The sequence below is a fragment of the Exiguobacterium sp. N4-1P genome (genome assembly GCF_002214325.1).
Map to the genome: position 1 here is coordinate 2,598,273 of NZ_CP022236.1, position 16,775 is coordinate 2,615,047.

At 48.7% G+C, this 16,775-nt stretch carries 15 protein-coding genes and 3 riboswitches; of the genes, 4 read left to right on the top strand and 11 right to left on the bottom strand.

The features are described from left to right. Positions 1-53 precede the first annotated feature (53 nt). The 5 genes from A0126_RS13230 to ribD all read right to left on the bottom strand — a co-directional run bounded on the left by A0126_RS13230 (position 54) and on the right by ribD (position 6,289). The gene (locus A0126_RS13230) at positions 54-2,705 is read right to left on the bottom strand and encodes a putative bifunctional diguanylate cyclase/phosphodiesterase (protein ID WP_239456771.1); all 2,652 of its coding nucleotides are present in this window, start codon (positions 2,703-2,705) and stop codon (positions 54-56) included. A gap of 279 nt (positions 2,706-2,984) precedes the next feature. Further along, complete coding sequence (gene ribE / locus A0126_RS13235; protein WP_088837990.1) at positions 2,985-3,446, bottom strand: 6,7-dimethyl-8-ribityllumazine synthase; 462 nt, start codon at positions 3,444-3,446, stop codon at positions 2,985-2,987. A gap of 1 nt (position 3,447) precedes the next feature. Then, positions 3,448-4,632: a GTP cyclohydrolase II gene (gene ribA, locus A0126_RS13240; protein ID WP_204251407.1), complete on the bottom strand. Its 1,185-nt coding sequence runs from the start codon at positions 4,630-4,632 to the stop codon at positions 3,448-3,450. Continuing rightward, positions 4,632-5,258 (bottom strand): riboflavin synthase, encoded by a 627-nt coding sequence (ribE, locus tag A0126_RS13245; RefSeq protein ID WP_088837992.1) that lies wholly within the window; start codon positions 5,256-5,258, stop codon positions 4,632-4,634. Before ribE (A0126_RS13245) ends, ribA begins: the two co-directional genes overlap by 1 nt. Next, positions 5,243-6,289, bottom strand: a complete 1,047-nt coding sequence (gene ribD / locus A0126_RS13250) for a bifunctional diaminohydroxyphosphoribosylaminopyrimidine deaminase/5-amino-6-(5-phosphoribosylamino)uracil reductase RibD (RefSeq protein WP_088838527.1) — start codon at positions 6,287-6,289, stop codon at positions 5,243-5,245. The genes ribE (A0126_RS13245) and ribD overlap by 16 nt, the downstream gene beginning before the upstream one ends. A gap of 158 nt (positions 6,290-6,447) precedes the next feature. Further along, a riboswitch (FMN riboswitch) is annotated at positions 6,448-6,592 on the bottom strand. Positions 6,593-6,744: 152 nt separating this feature from the next. Then, positions 6,745-6,849, bottom strand: a riboswitch (SAM riboswitch). Positions 6,850-7,064: 215 nt separating this feature from the next. Then, positions 7,065-7,167: riboswitch (SAM riboswitch) on the top strand. 60 nt (positions 7,168-7,227) lie between these two features. On the opposite strand from ribD, the gene A0126_RS13255 reads away from it, so the two are divergent. Further along, the gene (locus A0126_RS13255) at positions 7,228-7,986 is read left to right on the top strand and encodes an alpha/beta hydrolase (RefSeq protein ID WP_088837993.1); all 759 of its coding nucleotides are present in this window, start codon (positions 7,228-7,230) and stop codon (positions 7,984-7,986) included. Positions 7,987-8,168: 182 nt separating this feature from the next. Here the strand turns inward: A0126_RS13255 and A0126_RS13260 are convergent, their stop codons facing one another. Further along, the gene (locus A0126_RS13260; protein ID WP_034801409.1) at positions 8,169-8,786 is read right to left on the bottom strand and encodes a thymidine kinase; all 618 of its coding nucleotides are present in this window, start codon (positions 8,784-8,786) and stop codon (positions 8,169-8,171) included. 182 nt (positions 8,787-8,968) lie between these two features. On the opposite strand from A0126_RS13260, the gene A0126_RS13265 reads away from it, so the two are divergent. Continuing rightward, positions 8,969-9,619: a DedA family protein gene (locus A0126_RS13265; protein ID WP_088837994.1), complete on the top strand. Its 651-nt coding sequence runs from the start codon at positions 8,969-8,971 to the stop codon at positions 9,617-9,619. 35 nt (positions 9,620-9,654) lie between these two features. Here the strand turns inward: A0126_RS13265 and A0126_RS13270 are convergent, their stop codons facing one another. Beyond that, positions 9,655-9,900, bottom strand: coding sequence for a type B 50S ribosomal protein L31 (locus A0126_RS13270; protein WP_012371588.1), 246 nt, complete (start codon positions 9,898-9,900; stop codon positions 9,655-9,657). Between the two features lie 97 nt (positions 9,901-9,997). Further along, positions 9,998-11,362 carry a transcription termination factor Rho gene (gene rho, locus A0126_RS13275; RefSeq protein WP_029331794.1) on the bottom strand — a complete coding sequence of 455 codons (1,365 nt, stop codon included), beginning with the start codon at positions 11,360-11,362 and terminating at the stop codon, positions 9,998-10,000. A 351-nt stretch (positions 11,363-11,713) separates the two neighbouring features. Between rho and A0126_RS13280 the strand changes: the two genes are divergently transcribed. Beyond that, complete coding sequence (locus tag A0126_RS13280) at positions 11,714-12,400, top strand: C40 family peptidase (protein ID WP_088837995.1); 687 nt, start codon at positions 11,714-11,716, stop codon at positions 12,398-12,400. Positions 12,401-12,522: 122 nt separating this feature from the next. Further along, entirely contained in the window at positions 12,523-13,296 is a 774-nt protein-coding gene (locus A0126_RS13285) for an SDR family NAD(P)-dependent oxidoreductase (RefSeq protein ID WP_088837996.1), read from the top strand. Positions 13,297-13,804: 508 nt separating this feature from the next. Here the strand turns inward: A0126_RS13285 and glpX are convergent. Genes glpX through fsa form a run of 3 tightly spaced genes read right to left on the bottom strand, consistent with a single transcriptional unit; the run spans position 13,805 to position 16,728 of the window. Then, positions 13,805-14,770 carry a class II fructose-bisphosphatase gene (gene glpX / locus A0126_RS13290; protein WP_088837997.1) on the bottom strand — a complete coding sequence of 322 codons (966 nt, stop codon included), beginning with the start codon at positions 14,768-14,770 and terminating at the stop codon, positions 13,805-13,807. Between the two features lie 32 nt (positions 14,771-14,802). Beyond that, a complete protein-coding gene (gene murA, locus A0126_RS13295; protein ID WP_088837998.1) occupies positions 14,803-16,053 on the bottom strand; it encodes a UDP-N-acetylglucosamine 1-carboxyvinyltransferase in 1,251 nt (416 codons plus the stop codon). A gap of 27 nt (positions 16,054-16,080) precedes the next feature. After that, entirely contained in the window at positions 16,081-16,728 is a 648-nt protein-coding gene (fsa, locus tag A0126_RS13300; RefSeq protein WP_029331801.1) for a fructose-6-phosphate aldolase, read from the bottom strand. Positions 16,729-16,775: the final 47 nt, after the last annotated feature.

The following is a 16,775-nucleotide window of genomic DNA, read 5'->3' on the forward strand; positions in this document are numbered from 1 at the left end:
ACCTGTGTCTACGAGTCGATTTTGGAAAAAGTTTCAAACTGATTCGGTTACACTTAGCGCTGATCCGGATAGAGCAACGGCTCAATGGCTTCAGGCCGCATCGGACGACCGAAATAATAACCTTGCATCCGTGTACACTTCAAGCGATTCAAGACGTTGACTTGTTCGAGCGTCTCGACCCCTTCCGCGATGACTGCTACATCCAGCGATTTTGCTAAATGAATGATGGAGGAAATCATCGCATACCCACTCGTCTCGATATTGATTTTTTTAACAAATTCACGCGGAATCTTTAACGTATCAATCGGGAAATCGACGAGACGGGATAATGAGGAATAGCCTGTCCCGAAATCATCAATCGAAATCGTGAACCCCAGCTCTTTCAAACGATGCATCGTCTTGACCGTATCCTCGATGTCTTCGACTGCCGATACCTCCGTGATTTCTAAATCGATTCGTCTCGGGTCGACGTCTGTTTCTGCTAAAAGTTGCATCAACGTCAGGACGAACGTTGGGTGATGGAACTGTTGCATCGATACATTCAAGCCTACCTTCAAGGCGATGTCTGCCTGTTCCCAGCGCTTCGCCTGCAAAAAGCCTTCACGTAAAACCCATTCGCCAAGACGAATGATCATCCCCGCTTCTTCCGCGAGGGGAATGAAATCGTTCGGTGAAATCATTCCGAGCTTCGGATGATTCCAACGGACCAACCCCTCGACACCGACCATCTGATACGTGATGGTGTCGACTTGAGGTTGATAGTACAGGACGAGTTGATTCGTCTCAATCGCATGGGGGAGCTCCGACTCAAGTCGTAGCCGGTATGACGCCGCTTCCGCAATATCATCAAAGAAGACGACCGTTTTTCCGCCTTTTGCCTTTGCCTGATACATCGCTAAATCCGCTTGTTTTAATAACGTCACGACATGTTTCGGTTCCGTTCTTTGATGGCGAACTACTCCGATGCTCGGGCTCGAGACGACTTCAAGTCCTTCAATATTGTACGGTATGCTCAACTGGTTAAGAAGGCGCCCGGTCCGGGTTCTCGCCCCTTCTTCCGACACGATATGACGGAGAATGACCGTGAATTCATCGCCCCCTTGTCGGGCGACGACGTCTTCGATTTCTGTCGCGCGGCGTAAGCGTTCTGCGACTTGAATCAGCAATTGATCGCCGATGTGATGTCCAAACGAGTCATTCACGAGTTTAAAATCGTTTAAGTCGATGAAGCAGAGAATGATCGTTTTTTGACTTTGTTCTTGCTCGACTAAATGATGTAACATCTCTTCGAAGTACTTTCGATTGACCGCTTTCGTCAAATGGTCATAGTACGCAAGCTGATGGATTTTCAATTCATTTTTCCGCATGTCTGTGATATCACGACCGATGCCGAACAAACCAACAAGTCGTTTTCGGACACGAATCGGAATTGTCGTCACGCTGAGCAGGACATTGTTGCCACCTTCCTTTCGAAACACCGTCTCGAATTGTTCAGCGCTCATCTTATCTTGATCCGCCATGGCAGAAGTGCCTTGTCCAAGCAATTGATCGTACGACCGACCAATCAACTCGCTCTCACAATGTTCCGTCAGTTTTTCGAATGATGGGTTCGCACTTTCAATTTGTCCTTTCAAATCAAGAGAATAAACGGCATCCGGATGATACGTAAAGAGTGATTCATAACGTTCCTTACTCTCTTCCAACTCGTCCGCCTTATGGTGGATTTCTTGAATCAATTGATGGTTACTTAAAATCATTAAAATTTGCCGGACTAAAATTAAGAGAATCGTCACCCCGCAACCAATCATCAATCCATTTAAGGCATCTCCCCGTTGCGCATAAAACAGCATTGTTGAGAACAATAGAAGTACGAGGAAATACGGTAAAAACAATCGCCCGAGATGTAAGGATTGCCTTTCTTCCTGATCGACTCGGATATGTTCCATCGTCACTTCTCCCGCATGACCGGAAATCGCGACTAACAATAAACTTAAAATGAATAACGGATCAATCGCTGCGGTGTTCTCATACCCATGGATGGTCGTCATATATAGAAAAAGGGTATCGGCGATAATCTGAATTAATATTCCGATTAACAAAAAGGAGAAACAGGTCGGTCGTGTGACAGTTTGTCGTTTTTCGATTAAGAAGTAGATGCTGATGACACAAAACAGCAATACGACATCATTCATCGGATACGCGAACGCGACGAAGTTTTCCGCTGTCGACGCTTGCCCATCCGCTAAAGAAGGACGAACCAAGAAAAACCAGCTGTATGTCACAGCGACAGTCATGACGATTAAAATATCAAACACGAATCGAATCAATTGATGTTTCGTCACGTATTTTCGAATCAAATGAAGAAATGCCATAAAGAAAAAGAACGATTGCAACATATAAAAAGGGTCCGGCAGACCGGGAAAAGGAACGGCAACCTGTTGGATATTTTCATAAGACATCCAAATCAGTTCCGCAATCAGATAACTTCCTGTTCCGAAAGCAAGATAGAGAAAAAACCGGCCTTGGTCCCGGCCATTCGTTCGATATGTGTGCAGTAAGAATAATGTTGCAGCTATACAGCCTATGATAGAAAAAATGTTATTTCCCCACGATGCCAGTTCCGGTCGATCGGCATAAAACCAGATCCAACTATAATAGCTCAAACTAAATAAAAGAACGCCGTATACGTAATGAATCCGCTTCATGTTCATTCGCCCCCCTTTCTTCCAAACTTCTAAGTTTTCCGTACTTTTATTATTATACGGTGGTTATACCATCCCGTGTATCCGTGACCATGAATTATTGATAAAAACCAAAAAAATTTCTATCGCATGTAAGAGGGGCGCGACCTCAAAAAGGAATCGCTCATTTTCCACGCGCTTTCCTGCAGGAGTCGCGTGAAACGAGTGATTCCTTTTGAACGATTTAACAGGTGGCGGATTGACTTTTACGTCTGTCCCCGTTTTACATCCGATAGAGAAACATTACTGAAAGCTGCGTAACAAGTTCGCCATCTCGATGGCAGAGACCGCCGACTCATACCCTTTGTTCCCTGCTTTCGTGCCGGCCCGTTCGACCGCTTGTTCAATCGAGTCCGTCGTCAATACACCGAAGATGATCGGAACACCCGTCTCACGCGACGCACCGGCAACACCTTTCGCGACTTCATTGCAGACATAATCGTAATGCGACGTCGCACCGCGGATGACGGCACCGAGTGTGATGATGGCATCATACTTACCGCTTTTCGCCAGTTTCTCCGCGACGAGCGGAATCTCGAATGCGCCCGGCACCCACGCCGTATCGACGCTATCCGCTTCGACACCGTGACGACGGAAGGCATCGTTTGCTCCTCCGACTAATTTAGAAGTGATCAATTCATTGAACCGTGCCGCGACGATCGCAACCCGGAGTCCTTCGCCCGTTAAAAATCCTTCGTATACCATCTTATTTTCCTCCTTCGAGATCGAGCAGATGCCCGAGCTTCGTCTGTTTGGTTTTGAGATACTGGTGGTTTTCTAAACTTGCCGGTACTTCATGCGGAACCCGCTCAAGCACAGTGATGCCGTACGTTTCGAGCGCTTGCTGTTTATCCGGGTTATTCGTCATCAAACGGATTTTCGTGACACCGAGGTCCTGAAGCATCGCTGCTGCGACGGCGTAGTCGCGTAAGTCGGCTGCAAATCCGAGCGCATGGTTCGCCTCGACCGTATCAAGTCCTTGTTCTTGGAGCTCATAGGCTTTCAGCTTCGCCATCAGACCAATCCCCCGCCCTTCTTGACGCAAGTAGAGGACAGCGCCGCCTTCTTGTTCAATCCGGTCGAGCGCCGCGTCGAGTTGCGGACCGCAGTCACACCGTTTTGATCCGAAGACGTCACCCGTCAGACATTCGGAATGAACCCGGACGAGCATCCCGTCTTCTGCTTCACCTGATAGCACCGTGACATGTTCCTTGGCGTCAGGTGTCGTATAACCAAGCATCCGAAACGCCCCGTGCCTCGTCGGTAACAAGACTTCCGCTTCACGGCGGACAGAGCGCTCGAGATAGCGGACGAGAGCATCGATCGTAATCATTTTTAAATCATGTTCTGCTTTATACATCACTAAATCATCAACCCGTGCCATCGTCCCGTCGTCTAAAATGATTTCACAGATGACGGCCGCTTCGGCGCTTCCCGCGAGCCGTGCCAAATCAATCCCTGCTTCCGTATGACCACGCCGGACGCGAACGCCGCCTTCGTTTGCGATCAACGGAAAGATGTGTCCGGGACGCTTGAACTGCTTTGGACCATCCGTCAACATCCGCTGAATCGTCATTGCCCGTTCCGCTGCACTGATGCCGGTTTTCGCATCTTCATGATCAATGCTGATCGTAAAAGCCGTTCCGTGCGGATCCGTGTTGACATCTGTCATCGGCCGGAGTTCGAGTCGTGTTGCGATATCCGGACTGACCGGGACACAGACGAGTCCTTTGCCGTAAGTGATCATGAAGTTAATCATCTCGGGTGTCGCATGTTCCGCAAGTAACACGAGATCCCCTTCGTTCTCACGGTTTTCATCGTCACAGACGATGATCGGTCGTCCGCGTTTTAAGTCATCCACTGCTTCTTCAATCGAATCAAATCCGTTCATCATGCTTCGCCTCCTAAAAATGCCGACCAGTCCGTTTTCGCATCCTTCTGCGTAAAGTGATAGAGATGTTTCGCCATCAAGTCACATTCGATATTGACGAGGGCACCCGTCTGCAAGCGATCGAACGTCGTGACTTGGCGTGAATGGGGAATCAATGAAATCGTCACCGCGTCGTTTCCGACATGTTGCAGTGTCAGGCTCGTCCCATTAATCGCAATCGATCCTTTCGGAATACAGTACTTGCTCCAGTCGCCTGCCTCAAAACGGTATTCCATCGCTTCACCGTCCGGTCGCCGGCTGAGAAACCGAGCCGTTCCGTCGATATGACCGCTGACGAAGTGACCGCCGAACCGTCCATTCGCCGGCATCGCGCGTTCGAGTTGAACGGCTGCTCCGACCCGTAACGTCTGCAGCGACGTCGCTCGGATCGTCTCATGGACGGCATCGGCCGTGAATCCGCTCTTCGTCATCGCCGTCACCGTCAAACAAATCCCATCAACGGCAATGCTGTCGCCAATCTTTGTTCCGTCAAGCACTGCTGTCGCTTCAATTTCGAGCGCCAGCCCGTTCGGACGGGGGACTTTCCGTTTTATTGTGCCGAGTTCTTCAATCAATCCGGTAAACATGTCATCCTCTCCTTTCGTACATACTGGAGATGGACGTCTTGTCCGATTTGGTTCATTTTCACTAAATCAAAACGGTCTTCGATGTCCTGTTCCGTCGTCAGAGACTTGGTCCCACTGAAGAGGGACGGTGCCTGATAGAGTTCGATCGTATCCACGAGATCCGCTTCTAAAAATGCGGATTGAATCGTGGGACCACCTTCAATCAACAGACTGCGAATACCTTGTTCATATAAAAGTTCGAGGATTTGGTCCGGTGTCGCATACGTCCCGACGAAAACCGTCACGTTCGCCCGTTCGCTTGTTCGTGGCTGTTCCGTCAGCCAGTACGTCGGATTCAAGCCATCGTTTAAGACTTGGAATGTTTCAGTCAGGCGCCCGCGGCGATCGACAATGACACGGACCGGTTCGATGCCGGTCGAACTGCGCAACGTCAGTGCCGGGTCATCGATGATCACCGTGTCGCTTCCGACGAGAATCGCGTCGTGTATCCCGCGTAACTGCCGTCCGTCAGCACGTGCCGCTTCCGAAGTGATAAAGCGTTGTTCACCCGTCGCAATCGTCCCGTTCATCGTTTGGGCGACTTTCACTGTGACATGCGGACGTTTTCGTTCAATCGCCGTCCAAAATGGTTCATACAGTGCCACTGCCTCGTCTTTTAGTAGACCGACTTCGACGTCAATCCCCGCCTGACGGAGACGTGTGATACCGCTTCCTGCGACGAGCGCGTGGCGGTCCTCTGTCGCGATAAAAACACGATTGATTCCTGCTTCGAGGATTGCTTCCGTACACGGCGGTGTTTTGCCGTGATGATTGCACGGTTCGAGTGTCACGTAGAGATCGGCTCCGCGTGCTGCTTCACCTGCCATGAGGAGCGCTTCGACTTCGGCATGGGGTCCTCCCGCATAACGGTGGGCCCCAAAACCAACAATCCGCCCCTGTTTGACGATGACGCAGCCGACACTCGGATTCGGGCTCGTTTGACCGTTTAACATGTGTGCTAGTTGCATCGCATAACTCATGAATGTTTCCATTTTTTCCGCTCCTTTCAATAAAAAAGACGCCTCCTGTAAAAGGGGCGTCGTGATTGAAGGATTGACGAAATAAGCGTCTCGCGTTTCTGTTTTTACACATACAGAAACAGACCTTTCCCTGAAAACATTTTTTCAGAAAATGGCAGCAAGCGCATTGTTTCGTCCTTCTCCCATCCGGACTTTACCGTCGGCCCTGGAGTCTCACCAAGTCAGCCACAGTGCGTACACTGCAGGTCGCGGGCTCATCGATTTATCAATCGCATCACCGCCGGTTGGGATTTTCACCCTACCCCGAAGAACTGGTTATTGAGTTATACAGCTCAAGACTAGCACAGGTCATTCTAAAATACAAAATGAATTGTATTTCATTCTCTTTTTTTAGGAAAACATCAAAAAAAGGACCCTTCTCTTAAAAGAAAAGGATCCTTCCATCTGCACTAAGGCAGAATCCGCTCCGCTCATCTTTCAGACAAACGTCTGACGGAATTGGCACAGTACGACGTAAGAAGTCTGTTGCCGAGGTTTCGTAGGGCCAGTCCCTCCACCTCTCTCGATAAGTGCTACGGTATGAAGTTCATATGTGTGATGTTTCAAGTCGTTCTTATGTCGTGAATCTAATGCTTACACTACGGGGATTCCTTTCTCAAGTCAACCATATTTTCAAAATTAAACCAAATTACCCAGTTTATCAATTTCGACTTCTTTTTGACGTCTTGACAACGTATTTCAATCAATGCTATTCTCTTCACAATGATTATTCCGACAATTCCTATACGATATATCAAGAGTGGGCGAGAGATCTGGCTCTACGAACCCACGGCAACCTGCAACATGCAAGGTGCTCCGACCAGCAAAGCCGATGCTTTGGATGATACTTACGAGAATCTCGTAGTGCGCCTAAAGCACTACGAGTTTTTTAATAGAAGGAGGAACCCTTTATGAATTCATCATCACCCGTCCTGTTTGGCGCAGAAGCTTTTTTGATTGAACGAGGTCCAATCGGTATTTTACTGTCTCACGGTTTTAACGCAACCCCTCAAAGCGTCCGTACTGTCGGAGAGCAGTTTGCCGCCCAAGGGTTTACCGTGTATGCCCCGCGTCTCGACGGACACGGGACGAGCATCCGTGATTTCGAAGCGTCGACTGCTGAAGATTGGAAACAAAGCCTCCGCCAAGGGTTCGACGTCTTAACCAATCATTGTTCGTCCATTTTCATCGCCGGACAATCGATGGGTGCGACACTTGCCCTTGCACTCGTCGCGGAAGGATTACCTGCTGACGGATTGATTACGATCAATGCAGCGTTAGCGATTCCTGCCTATGAAGCATTATCTTTTGAAGACTGTCCACGCTACTTAAAAGAAAGTACCCCAGACATTAAACGTGAAGCGTTTGAAATCATCTATGACCAGGTCCCTGTCGTCTGCGCATCGGAACTTTTGACCTTGATTGACCAGACACGTCCACTCTTACCAGCCATCGAGATTCCAACACTTATTTTATATTCTGCCGAAGACCATGTCGTCCCGCCTGAAAGTTCGGATTACCTTTATCAAGTCATCGGTTCGACGGACAAACGGAGCTATTGCCTGCTTGACTCCTATCATGTCGCGACCCTCGATTATGATCAAGAAACGATTGTCCGCGAGGCAACACACTTTGTACACCAATATAGTCGTTTGACCCACACCGGTTGATGTCTTTCCTGCGCGAAAGCAAGGGATGAAGACTGTTTCGATGCGTGTTTCAAGCATCGACTAAGCCGTCCAAAACAATATGAATGCGCAAAAAAATGGCCGATGCTCCCTTGAAACGATGGGAGTATCGGCCATTTGATTGATGTTGTCCTGACTGATGAATCAGTCCTTCGTTTACTTCATCAGTTCTGTTGCTGTTTCTTCCATTGTTGCAGGGCTTGCGATTTCCCCGGCACTTCATGGCAGTGGCGGCAACGCGGCTCATACGACTCTGACGCGCCGACTAAAATGATTGGATCATTGTAGTTGGCAGGTCGACCGTCGATTAAACGTTGCGTCCGCGATGCCGGGTCACCGCACGACAGGCAGATCGCCTGCAGTTTCGTGACGAACTCTGCCCGTGCGAGAAGTTCCGGCATCTTACCGAATGGTTCCGCCCGGAAGTCTTGATCGAGTCCGGCACAGATGACACGTTTTCCGTCCTGCGCGAGGGCCTCGATGACATCGACGATTTCATCATCAAAGAACTGAACTTCGTCAATCGCGACCACTTGTGTCTCTTGTGCGACTGCCGCGTACACGTCACGGCTCGTCGCCATCGGTACCGCGATGACAGAGTTGCCGACGTGCGAAACGACATGTTCTTCATGATAACGGTCGTCAATTGCCGGTTTAAACACTTGGACCGGCAACTTCCCGTACTGAGCCCGGCGAACGCGTCGAATCAGTTCTTCCGACTTACCAGAGAACATACTTCCGCAAATCACTTCAATCCAACCATACTGATTTATTACATGCATCATTGCAGACACCGTCCTCTAAAATTAGTCACTTTAACGAGTATAGCCCGAATCGAATATAAGGAAAAGAGTTGACTTCTCGAAATCAAAAATCCATCCGTTCATTCCCATGATTCCCCACCTTGTCGTTTTAACCAGTCCTCATTTCCTGTACACTATAGAAGAAGAATTTATGAAGGAAGGTGTTCCCGATCCATCACATATTACATGAAGTGCTTCATCAATATGGTTCATTCGGACTTGCGATTCTTCTAGCCGGGGGGATCATCGGGCTTCCTGTTCCGGATGAAACGTTACTGATCATGTCCGGTTTTTGGATGCATCAAGGTAATTTACCCTTAATCGGAACGATTCTCGCCGCTTACGCCGGAAGCTGTATCGGGATGACGATCAGCTACCTGCTTGGTCTGAAACTCGGAATGCCGTTGCTTCATCGAATCGGACCGAAGTTTCGCATTTCTGAAAAACACATTGTCACGGCAGAAGCCGGCTTTCTTCGTTACGGCAAGTCGGTCTTGATTATCGGTTACTACATACCTGGCCTTCGCCAACTGTCCGCTTTTTTTGCCGGTGTTTCGAAGATGCCGTTTCGGGTTTTCGCTGCCTATGCGTATACCGGGGCTTTGATTTGGATTAGTGTCTTTCTCGGCGCAGGGTATTTCCTCGGCCGACATTTTTCCTTCAGTCGCCTCTTCGAACAATTCGCGACAAATCCTGACTTGCTCCCGTACGTCACCGGCATTGCCGGCGCAATCGGCTCATCGTTTGTGTTGAAGACTTACCTTACCTATCGCGCCCAGTTCAGTCTATACAAAAACAGCCTGCTCCAGTGATGGAGACAGGCTGTTTTTTAATGGATAGGTCGCAATTACTTGCGGCCGTATTTTTTGTTGAAGCGATCGACACGACCGTCTGCAGCGTTGAACTTTTGACGACCAGTGTAGAATGGGTGCGAGTCCGAAGACACATCCACGCGGATGAGTGGGTACTCGTTTCCATCTTCCCAAGTGATTGTTTCGTTCGAAGAACGAGTAGAACCAGTTAAGAATTTGTACTCAGTAGTTGAATCCATAAATACAACTTTGTTGTAGTTTGGGTGAATTCCTTGTTTCATGGTTGATTTCTCTCCTTCCGCCCTGGTTCATTTGCTGAGCCAGAGTAAGTTACCTTCCTATACTAAACGATTTTTCATCGTCTCGCAATACCTATTTTCAAGTCGGTGTATCTGTTTTGATCGTCCGTGGTTTAGCTGCTGCCCGGCGAATCGGCTTCTTCTTTTCCTTCAACAGTTCAACGAAGAATTCTTCATTATTTTTCGTATCCTTAATCTTGCGCAAGAAACTGTCGACGAACTCGTTTGATTCATTCATCGTCCGACGAATCGTCCACAACGCATCGAGTTGATCTTTCGGTAGGAGCAACTCTTCTTTCCGTGTGCCGGATTTCCGGATATCGATCGCCGGGAAGATGCGACGCTCTGATAGTTTCCGGTCAAGATGAAGCTCCATGTTGCCGGTCCCTTTAAATTCTTCATAGATGACGTCGTCCATCCGTGAACCGGTCTCAACGAGTGCTGTCGCGAGAATCGTCAAACTGCCGCCATGTTCGATGTTGCGTGCTGCTCCGAAGAAACGTTTCGGTTTATGGAAAGCAGCCGGGTCAATCCCCCCTGATAAGGTCCGTCCGCTTTGCGGGACGGTCAGGTTATAGGCACGCGTCAGACGTGTGATCGAATCCATCAAGATGACGACATCTTTTTTATGCTCGACGAGACGCATCGCCCGCTCGAGGACGAGTTCTGAAATCCGGACGTGATTATCCGGTGTCTCATCAAACGTCGAACTGACGACGTCTGCTCCCGGTACGGAACGTTCGATATCCGTCACTTCCTCCGGTCGTTCATCAATCAAAAGAATGATTAACTCAACATCCGGATGATTGACTTGAATCGAATTCGCAATCTCTTTTAACAAGGACGTCTTCCCCGCCTTCGGTGGTGCGACAATCAATCCGCGTTGCCCGAATCCGACCGGCGCAATCATGTCCATGACACGAACCGACAGATGACGCGGTTCTGTTTCAAGACGCATTAAACGATCGGGGTAGATCGGTGTCAGCGCAGGGAAGAACAAACGGTTTCGGGCCGTGTCCGGCGCTTCTCCATTCACTGCTTCAACACTCAATAAACCTTGGAAACGTTCATTTTCCTTCGGTGGCCGGACTTTTCCCGTGACGACATCTCCATTACGAAGATTAAAACGACGAATTTGTGAAGCGGCGATGTAAATATCTTCAGAGGATTGTGAGTAGTTGATGGGACGAAGGAAGCCGAAACCACCATCGTTTTGCATCTGTGGATTGCCGGGGATGACTTCAAGCACCCCTTCGAGGAAGTAGAGACCGGTTGATTCTGCTTGTGCTTTTAAAATCTTGAACATTAACTCACGCTTTCGCGCTTCCCGGTATTGCGGAACATTTTTTGCTTTCGCAATTTCATATAGATCCTTCAATGTCAGATTACCGAGTTGGGCAAGTGTATAGGAACGTTCTGGTTTATCGGTTTTTTCAGTTGGCATATGCATTCACCTATTCTTTATAAATTCAACAGCAAAGTTCTGTAACGTATTTAATGATAAAGCAAAAAAATCTTTTGTGAATTAAAGGTATCACATATCTACCACTTTCGTCGTGATTTAGCGAATGGAAATTTCTTCTTTGTAATATTACACGATATTATTGCAGTTATATTACAGAAAAGCGGTATTTTGTAGCGGAACTGAAAAAACGTTTTCACACGACCGCATGCTAAGATATTCCTGCAGAGAAAAACTTACAAAGTCGTAAGGATGACTGCCTAAACAAACACTTAATGATTTCATTATATAACTCGGTCACATAAATTTTAATTAAAATGGAGGAATTCACATATGAAACGTTTTCTAGCATCGGTCGCGACAGCCGCATTAGTGGTTTCAGGTTTTGCGTCAGTGGGAACAGGTAAAGTTGAAGCTGCTACAATTACTAAAGTCAAAATCATGGATAACGGATTACGCGTTCGTTCAGGTGCCTCTACAAAATCTTCAATCGTCGGTAAAGTTAACGCAGGTCAAACATTCCGTTATAAAGGAAAGTCAGGTAGCTGGACGAAGATTTATTACGGTGGGAAAACACGTTACGTGTACACGAAGTATACAAAAACATACAAGAAAAAAACATCAACTTCAACAGCTAAGAAAACAACGACTTCTTCTTCAACACGTACAAAGATCTTAAGCGAAGCAGCAAAACATAAAGGTACGCCTTACGTCTGGGGCGGTACAACAACACGCGGTTTTGATTGCTCTGGTTTCACAAGCTACGTTTATAAGAAAGCAGCTGGAAAAACACTTCCACGCTCGTCTTCTTCACAATACTCTTCATCTAAGAAAGTCAGCGTCTCAAGCGTTCAACCGGGAGATCTCGTCTTCTTCTCACACGGTAGCGGCATCCAACACGTTGGTATCGCGACAAGCAAGACAAGCATGGTCAACTCGGAAACGGGTGGCGTTAAATACTCAAGCTTCAAATCAGGATACTGGGGTTCACGTCTCGTCGGAGCCGGTTCTTACCTTTAATCCAAACACGATCGACCAAGCGGTTGAGCATCGGCTCAATCGCTTTTTTGTTTGTTCTGCGCTATCGTCTAGTTAATACCCTTTTTCTATCAATTCAATCCACGAAACAGGAGCGTGATCCTATGAACGTATTGATTACAGGAGCCTCAGCAGGCATCGGTCGCGAGCTCGCACGGTTACATGGCATGCAAGGAGATCATCTGCTGCTCGTCGGGCGCAATGCCGAAAAACTGTTCGAGACGAAGTATCTCGTCGAACAAGAAGGAGGAACGGCTGATGTCTTTCCTTACGACATCGGACAGCCCCTCCACATCGAAGCCCTCCTTCGGGCGACAAAAGATGATTCGGTCGATCTCTTAATCAACAATGCCGGTTTCGGATTATTTGGTGAGTTTCTCGAAACCGAACTTTCACGTGAACTGAACATGATTGATGTCAACATCCGGGCCCTGACTCATCTGACAAAAGCTTATGCACAGCGGATGCGGGACCAAGGTATACAAGGTCGGATCGTACAGATCGCTTCGACGGCAGCATTTCAAGCCGGTCCGTTCCTAGCCGTCTATTATGCAACAAAAGCCTACGTCTTAAGTTTTTCCGAAGCTTTAGCAGAGGAACTCGCGCCTTACGGCATTCAAGTCACGGCGGTTTGTCCCGGTGCGACCCATACCGATTTCGAAGCGACGGCCGGCCTGTCTGCTTCCCGTTTGTTTAAACGCCCCGGCATCATGGATGCGCCAACCGTCGCTAAGCTATCCTTCGATGGATACATGCAAGGCAAGACGCTGGTGATTCCTGGTGCAAGCAATGCCTTCTATGTTTTCCTGACGCGGCTCTTACCACGTCAAACACTCACAAAGATGAGCGCTTCCGTCCAAGCACCGTTGAAAGAATAGTTGGTTCACAAAAGAAAAAGACCTTTCCGAAAAAATCGGAAAGGTCTTTCAGCGTGTAGACAAACTATTAAAAAGCGTAAACATCATATGGTATCGAGATGCAATCCGTTCGCGCTTCCCTGTCTCGCCTCGTCTTCAAAGCGGCAATCGGTCACGCCGCTACAGCAAAGCTGCAGGGTCGCGACCGATTGCTTTTCGCGGTTCTAAGCGATTCGAAACGGATTGCGCTCTAAAACGTCTCCATGCCCGGCTTTTTGGTCACGGTATTAGCTAAAAAGCGTCATGTTTCGTTGACTCCTACGGGAAAAAGTGCGTTTTTAACGCACTTTCAGAGGCAGGCAAGACCCTGCTCGTTGTCCGTAAGGACCAAGGAGCAACGGCTTGCGCCTCGCCCGAGGAAAGCAACGAATAAAGACGCTTTTTTTCCTGATAGCACTTTGTCTACAGTCTGAAAGACCTTTCCGAAAAAATCGGAAAGGTCTTTCTTTGTTTTGCTCAGTTTCATGCATTACTTAATGACGAGCTTCGGTTTCTTTTTGAACGAGTGATGTCCTTCGACGAAACGAACGGTTCCTGATTTTGCGCGCATGACGACAGAGTGCGTTTGTCCACCTTGTCCGGAGAACTGAACACCTTTCATCAGCTCACTGTCCGTTACGCCCGTTGCAGCAAAGATACAGTCATCTCCTGAAACAAGATCGTCCATCATGAGGATTCTTGACGGATCTTCAATCCCCATCTTTTTACAGCGTGCGACTTCCGCCTCGTCTGCCGGAAGCAGACGGCCTTGGAGTTCACCGCCGAGACACTTAAGTGCAACGGCTGCAAGCACACCTTCAGGCGCTCCGCCTGAACCGAGCAGTAAATCAATCCCTGTATGCGGGAATGCGGTATTGATTGCCGCTGCGACATCGCCGTCACCAATCAAGCGAATCCGTGCTCCCGTTGCCCGAATCCGTTGAATGACTTCTTCATGACGTTCACGATCAAGAATCGAGACGACGACGTCTTCGATGTCTTTATTTTTAGCTTTCGCGACAGCGGCGATGTTTTCTTCAATCGTCGCATCTAAGCTGACGTGACCTGCCGCTTCCGGACCGACAGCAATTTTATCCATATACATGTCCGGTGCATGGAGCAAATCGCCGGCATCTGCAACAGCGAGTACGGCAAGCGCACCCCATGTTCCTTTTGCGACGATGTTCGTTCCTTCAAGCGGGTCGACGGCAACATCGAGTCGTGGGCCATATCCATTTCCAAGCTTTTCTCCAATGTAGAGCATCGGTGCTTCATCCATCTCACCTTCGCCAATGACGACCGTTCCCTTCATCGGGATCGTATCGAAGACATCACGCATTGCGCTCGTCGCCGCGTCATCTGCCTCATTCTTCAAACCTTTCCCCATCCAGCGGGCAGAGGCAAGTGCCGCCGCCTCTGTTACGCGTACAAGTTCCATTGATAGACTTCTTTCCATGTGTATGTCCCCTCTCTTTTGCTAAAAATCGGTCAGACCGTTTCGCGCCATACGAGGGCCCCGAGCCCTTTTAACTTTTCATCGAACCGTTCATAACTTTGATCGATGAGTTCAGCATGATGCAACAACGTTTCGCCTGAAGCGAGCATTCCACTTAGAACGAGTGCTGCTGCGCCACGCGGATCTTTCGCCTCGAGTTCTGTCCCAAACAACGTTTCACCACCGCGGATGATGATGGAAGCAGCATCCTCATGCGTAATCCGTGCACTCAGGCGACGCATTTCTTGGACGTGACGGAAACGTTGGGGGTACAGCTTATCAACGACGATGCTCGCACCCTTCGCTTGCAGAAGCGCCGCTGAGATGATTGGTTGCATGTCACTCGGAAACCCACCGTAATGGAAAACCCTGATATCGACCGGTTTCATTTCCCCGATTGAAGCCGTGACTGCATCGTCTGCGACTTCAACCTTCGCACCGAACCGTTCGAGCTTTTGAATGATGCTTTCAAGATGTAACGGAATGACGTTGTCGACCGTGACGCGTCCAAGGACGGCGCCCATCGTCAGAAACGTTCCCGCCTCCATCCGGTCAGGAATCAGTGTATGACGACAGCCTTGAAGCGATTTAATCCCTTTGATGCGAATTTCATCGGTCCCTGCACCTTTGACGCTCGCTCCCATGTTCGTAAGCATCGTACTGACATCGATCACTTCCGGATCATAGGCGGCATTTTCAATCACTGTCGTTCCTTCAGCCATGACGGCGACGAGTAACGCACTGATTGTCGCACCGAAGGAAGGTAAATCAAGATAGATGCGGTTACCCTTCAACTCTTCGACACGCATGTAGTAAACACCTTGTTCGTTTCGCATCGAAACACCGAGACGCTCGAGTGCTTTAATGTGTAAATCAATCGGTCGAGGACCGATGGCATAGCCACCGGGTAAACCGACGACCCCCTGTTTAAATCGCGCTGCAAGAATGCTCATGAGGTAGATTGATCCACGTAATTTCCGTGTCTCCGCTCCCGTCAAAGGCATTGGTTCGACTTGACTCGGGTCAATCGTCACCATATCGCCTTGACGTGTCACGACGGCTCCAAGCGTCTCCATGATTTGGATCATCGTCGTAACGTCGCCAATGTCCGGCACACCCTCAAGTACGACTTGCTGATCCGTCAAGAGTGCGGCCGCGAGGCATGGAATCGCACTTTGTTTCGAACCGCTGATCAAGACCGTTCCTTCAAGGCGTTGTTGCCCTACGATATGCAAAATGTCCACTATCCATCAACCTTTCTTCACCATCTATTATTGCTGGGCTTTTTCCCAGTCCGCGAGAAACTTCTCGATTCCTTGAGTCGTCAATGGGTGGTGTGTCAACGACTCAATGACGTTGAACGGAATCGTCGCGATATCTGCACCTGCAAGTGCTGCATTCGTGACATGAATCGGATTACGAATCGATGCTGCAATGATTTGTGTCGGAATATCATGGACAACGAAGATTTGCGCAATCGTTTCGACGAGTCCCATTCCATCTTGCCCGATGTCATCGAGACGCCCGAGGAACGGCGAAACGTATGTCGCTCCAGCACGTGCTGCGAGAAGTGCCTGGTTCGGATTGAAAATCAATGTCACGTTCGTCGTAATTTTTTCTTTTGACAATGCTGCAACTGCTTCAAGACCAGCAGGTGTCATCGGAACCTTTACCGTAATGTTCGGTGCGATTTGTGCGAGTTCCTTCCCTTCACGAATCATTCCTTCTGCATCGAGTGCGATGACTTCCGCACTGACGGATACATCCCCGACGATTTCACAAATCTCACGGAGACGTGTATGGAAGTCGACGCCTTCTTTTGCGACGAGTGATGGATTTGTTGTAACCCCATCTAAAATCCCCATTTTATGTGCTTTTTTAATATCCTCTACGTTCGCTGTGTCGATAAAAAATCTCATTTTAATCCTTCCCCTTTCATCCCTTAAAGTATTCCCTTGAAATCGCT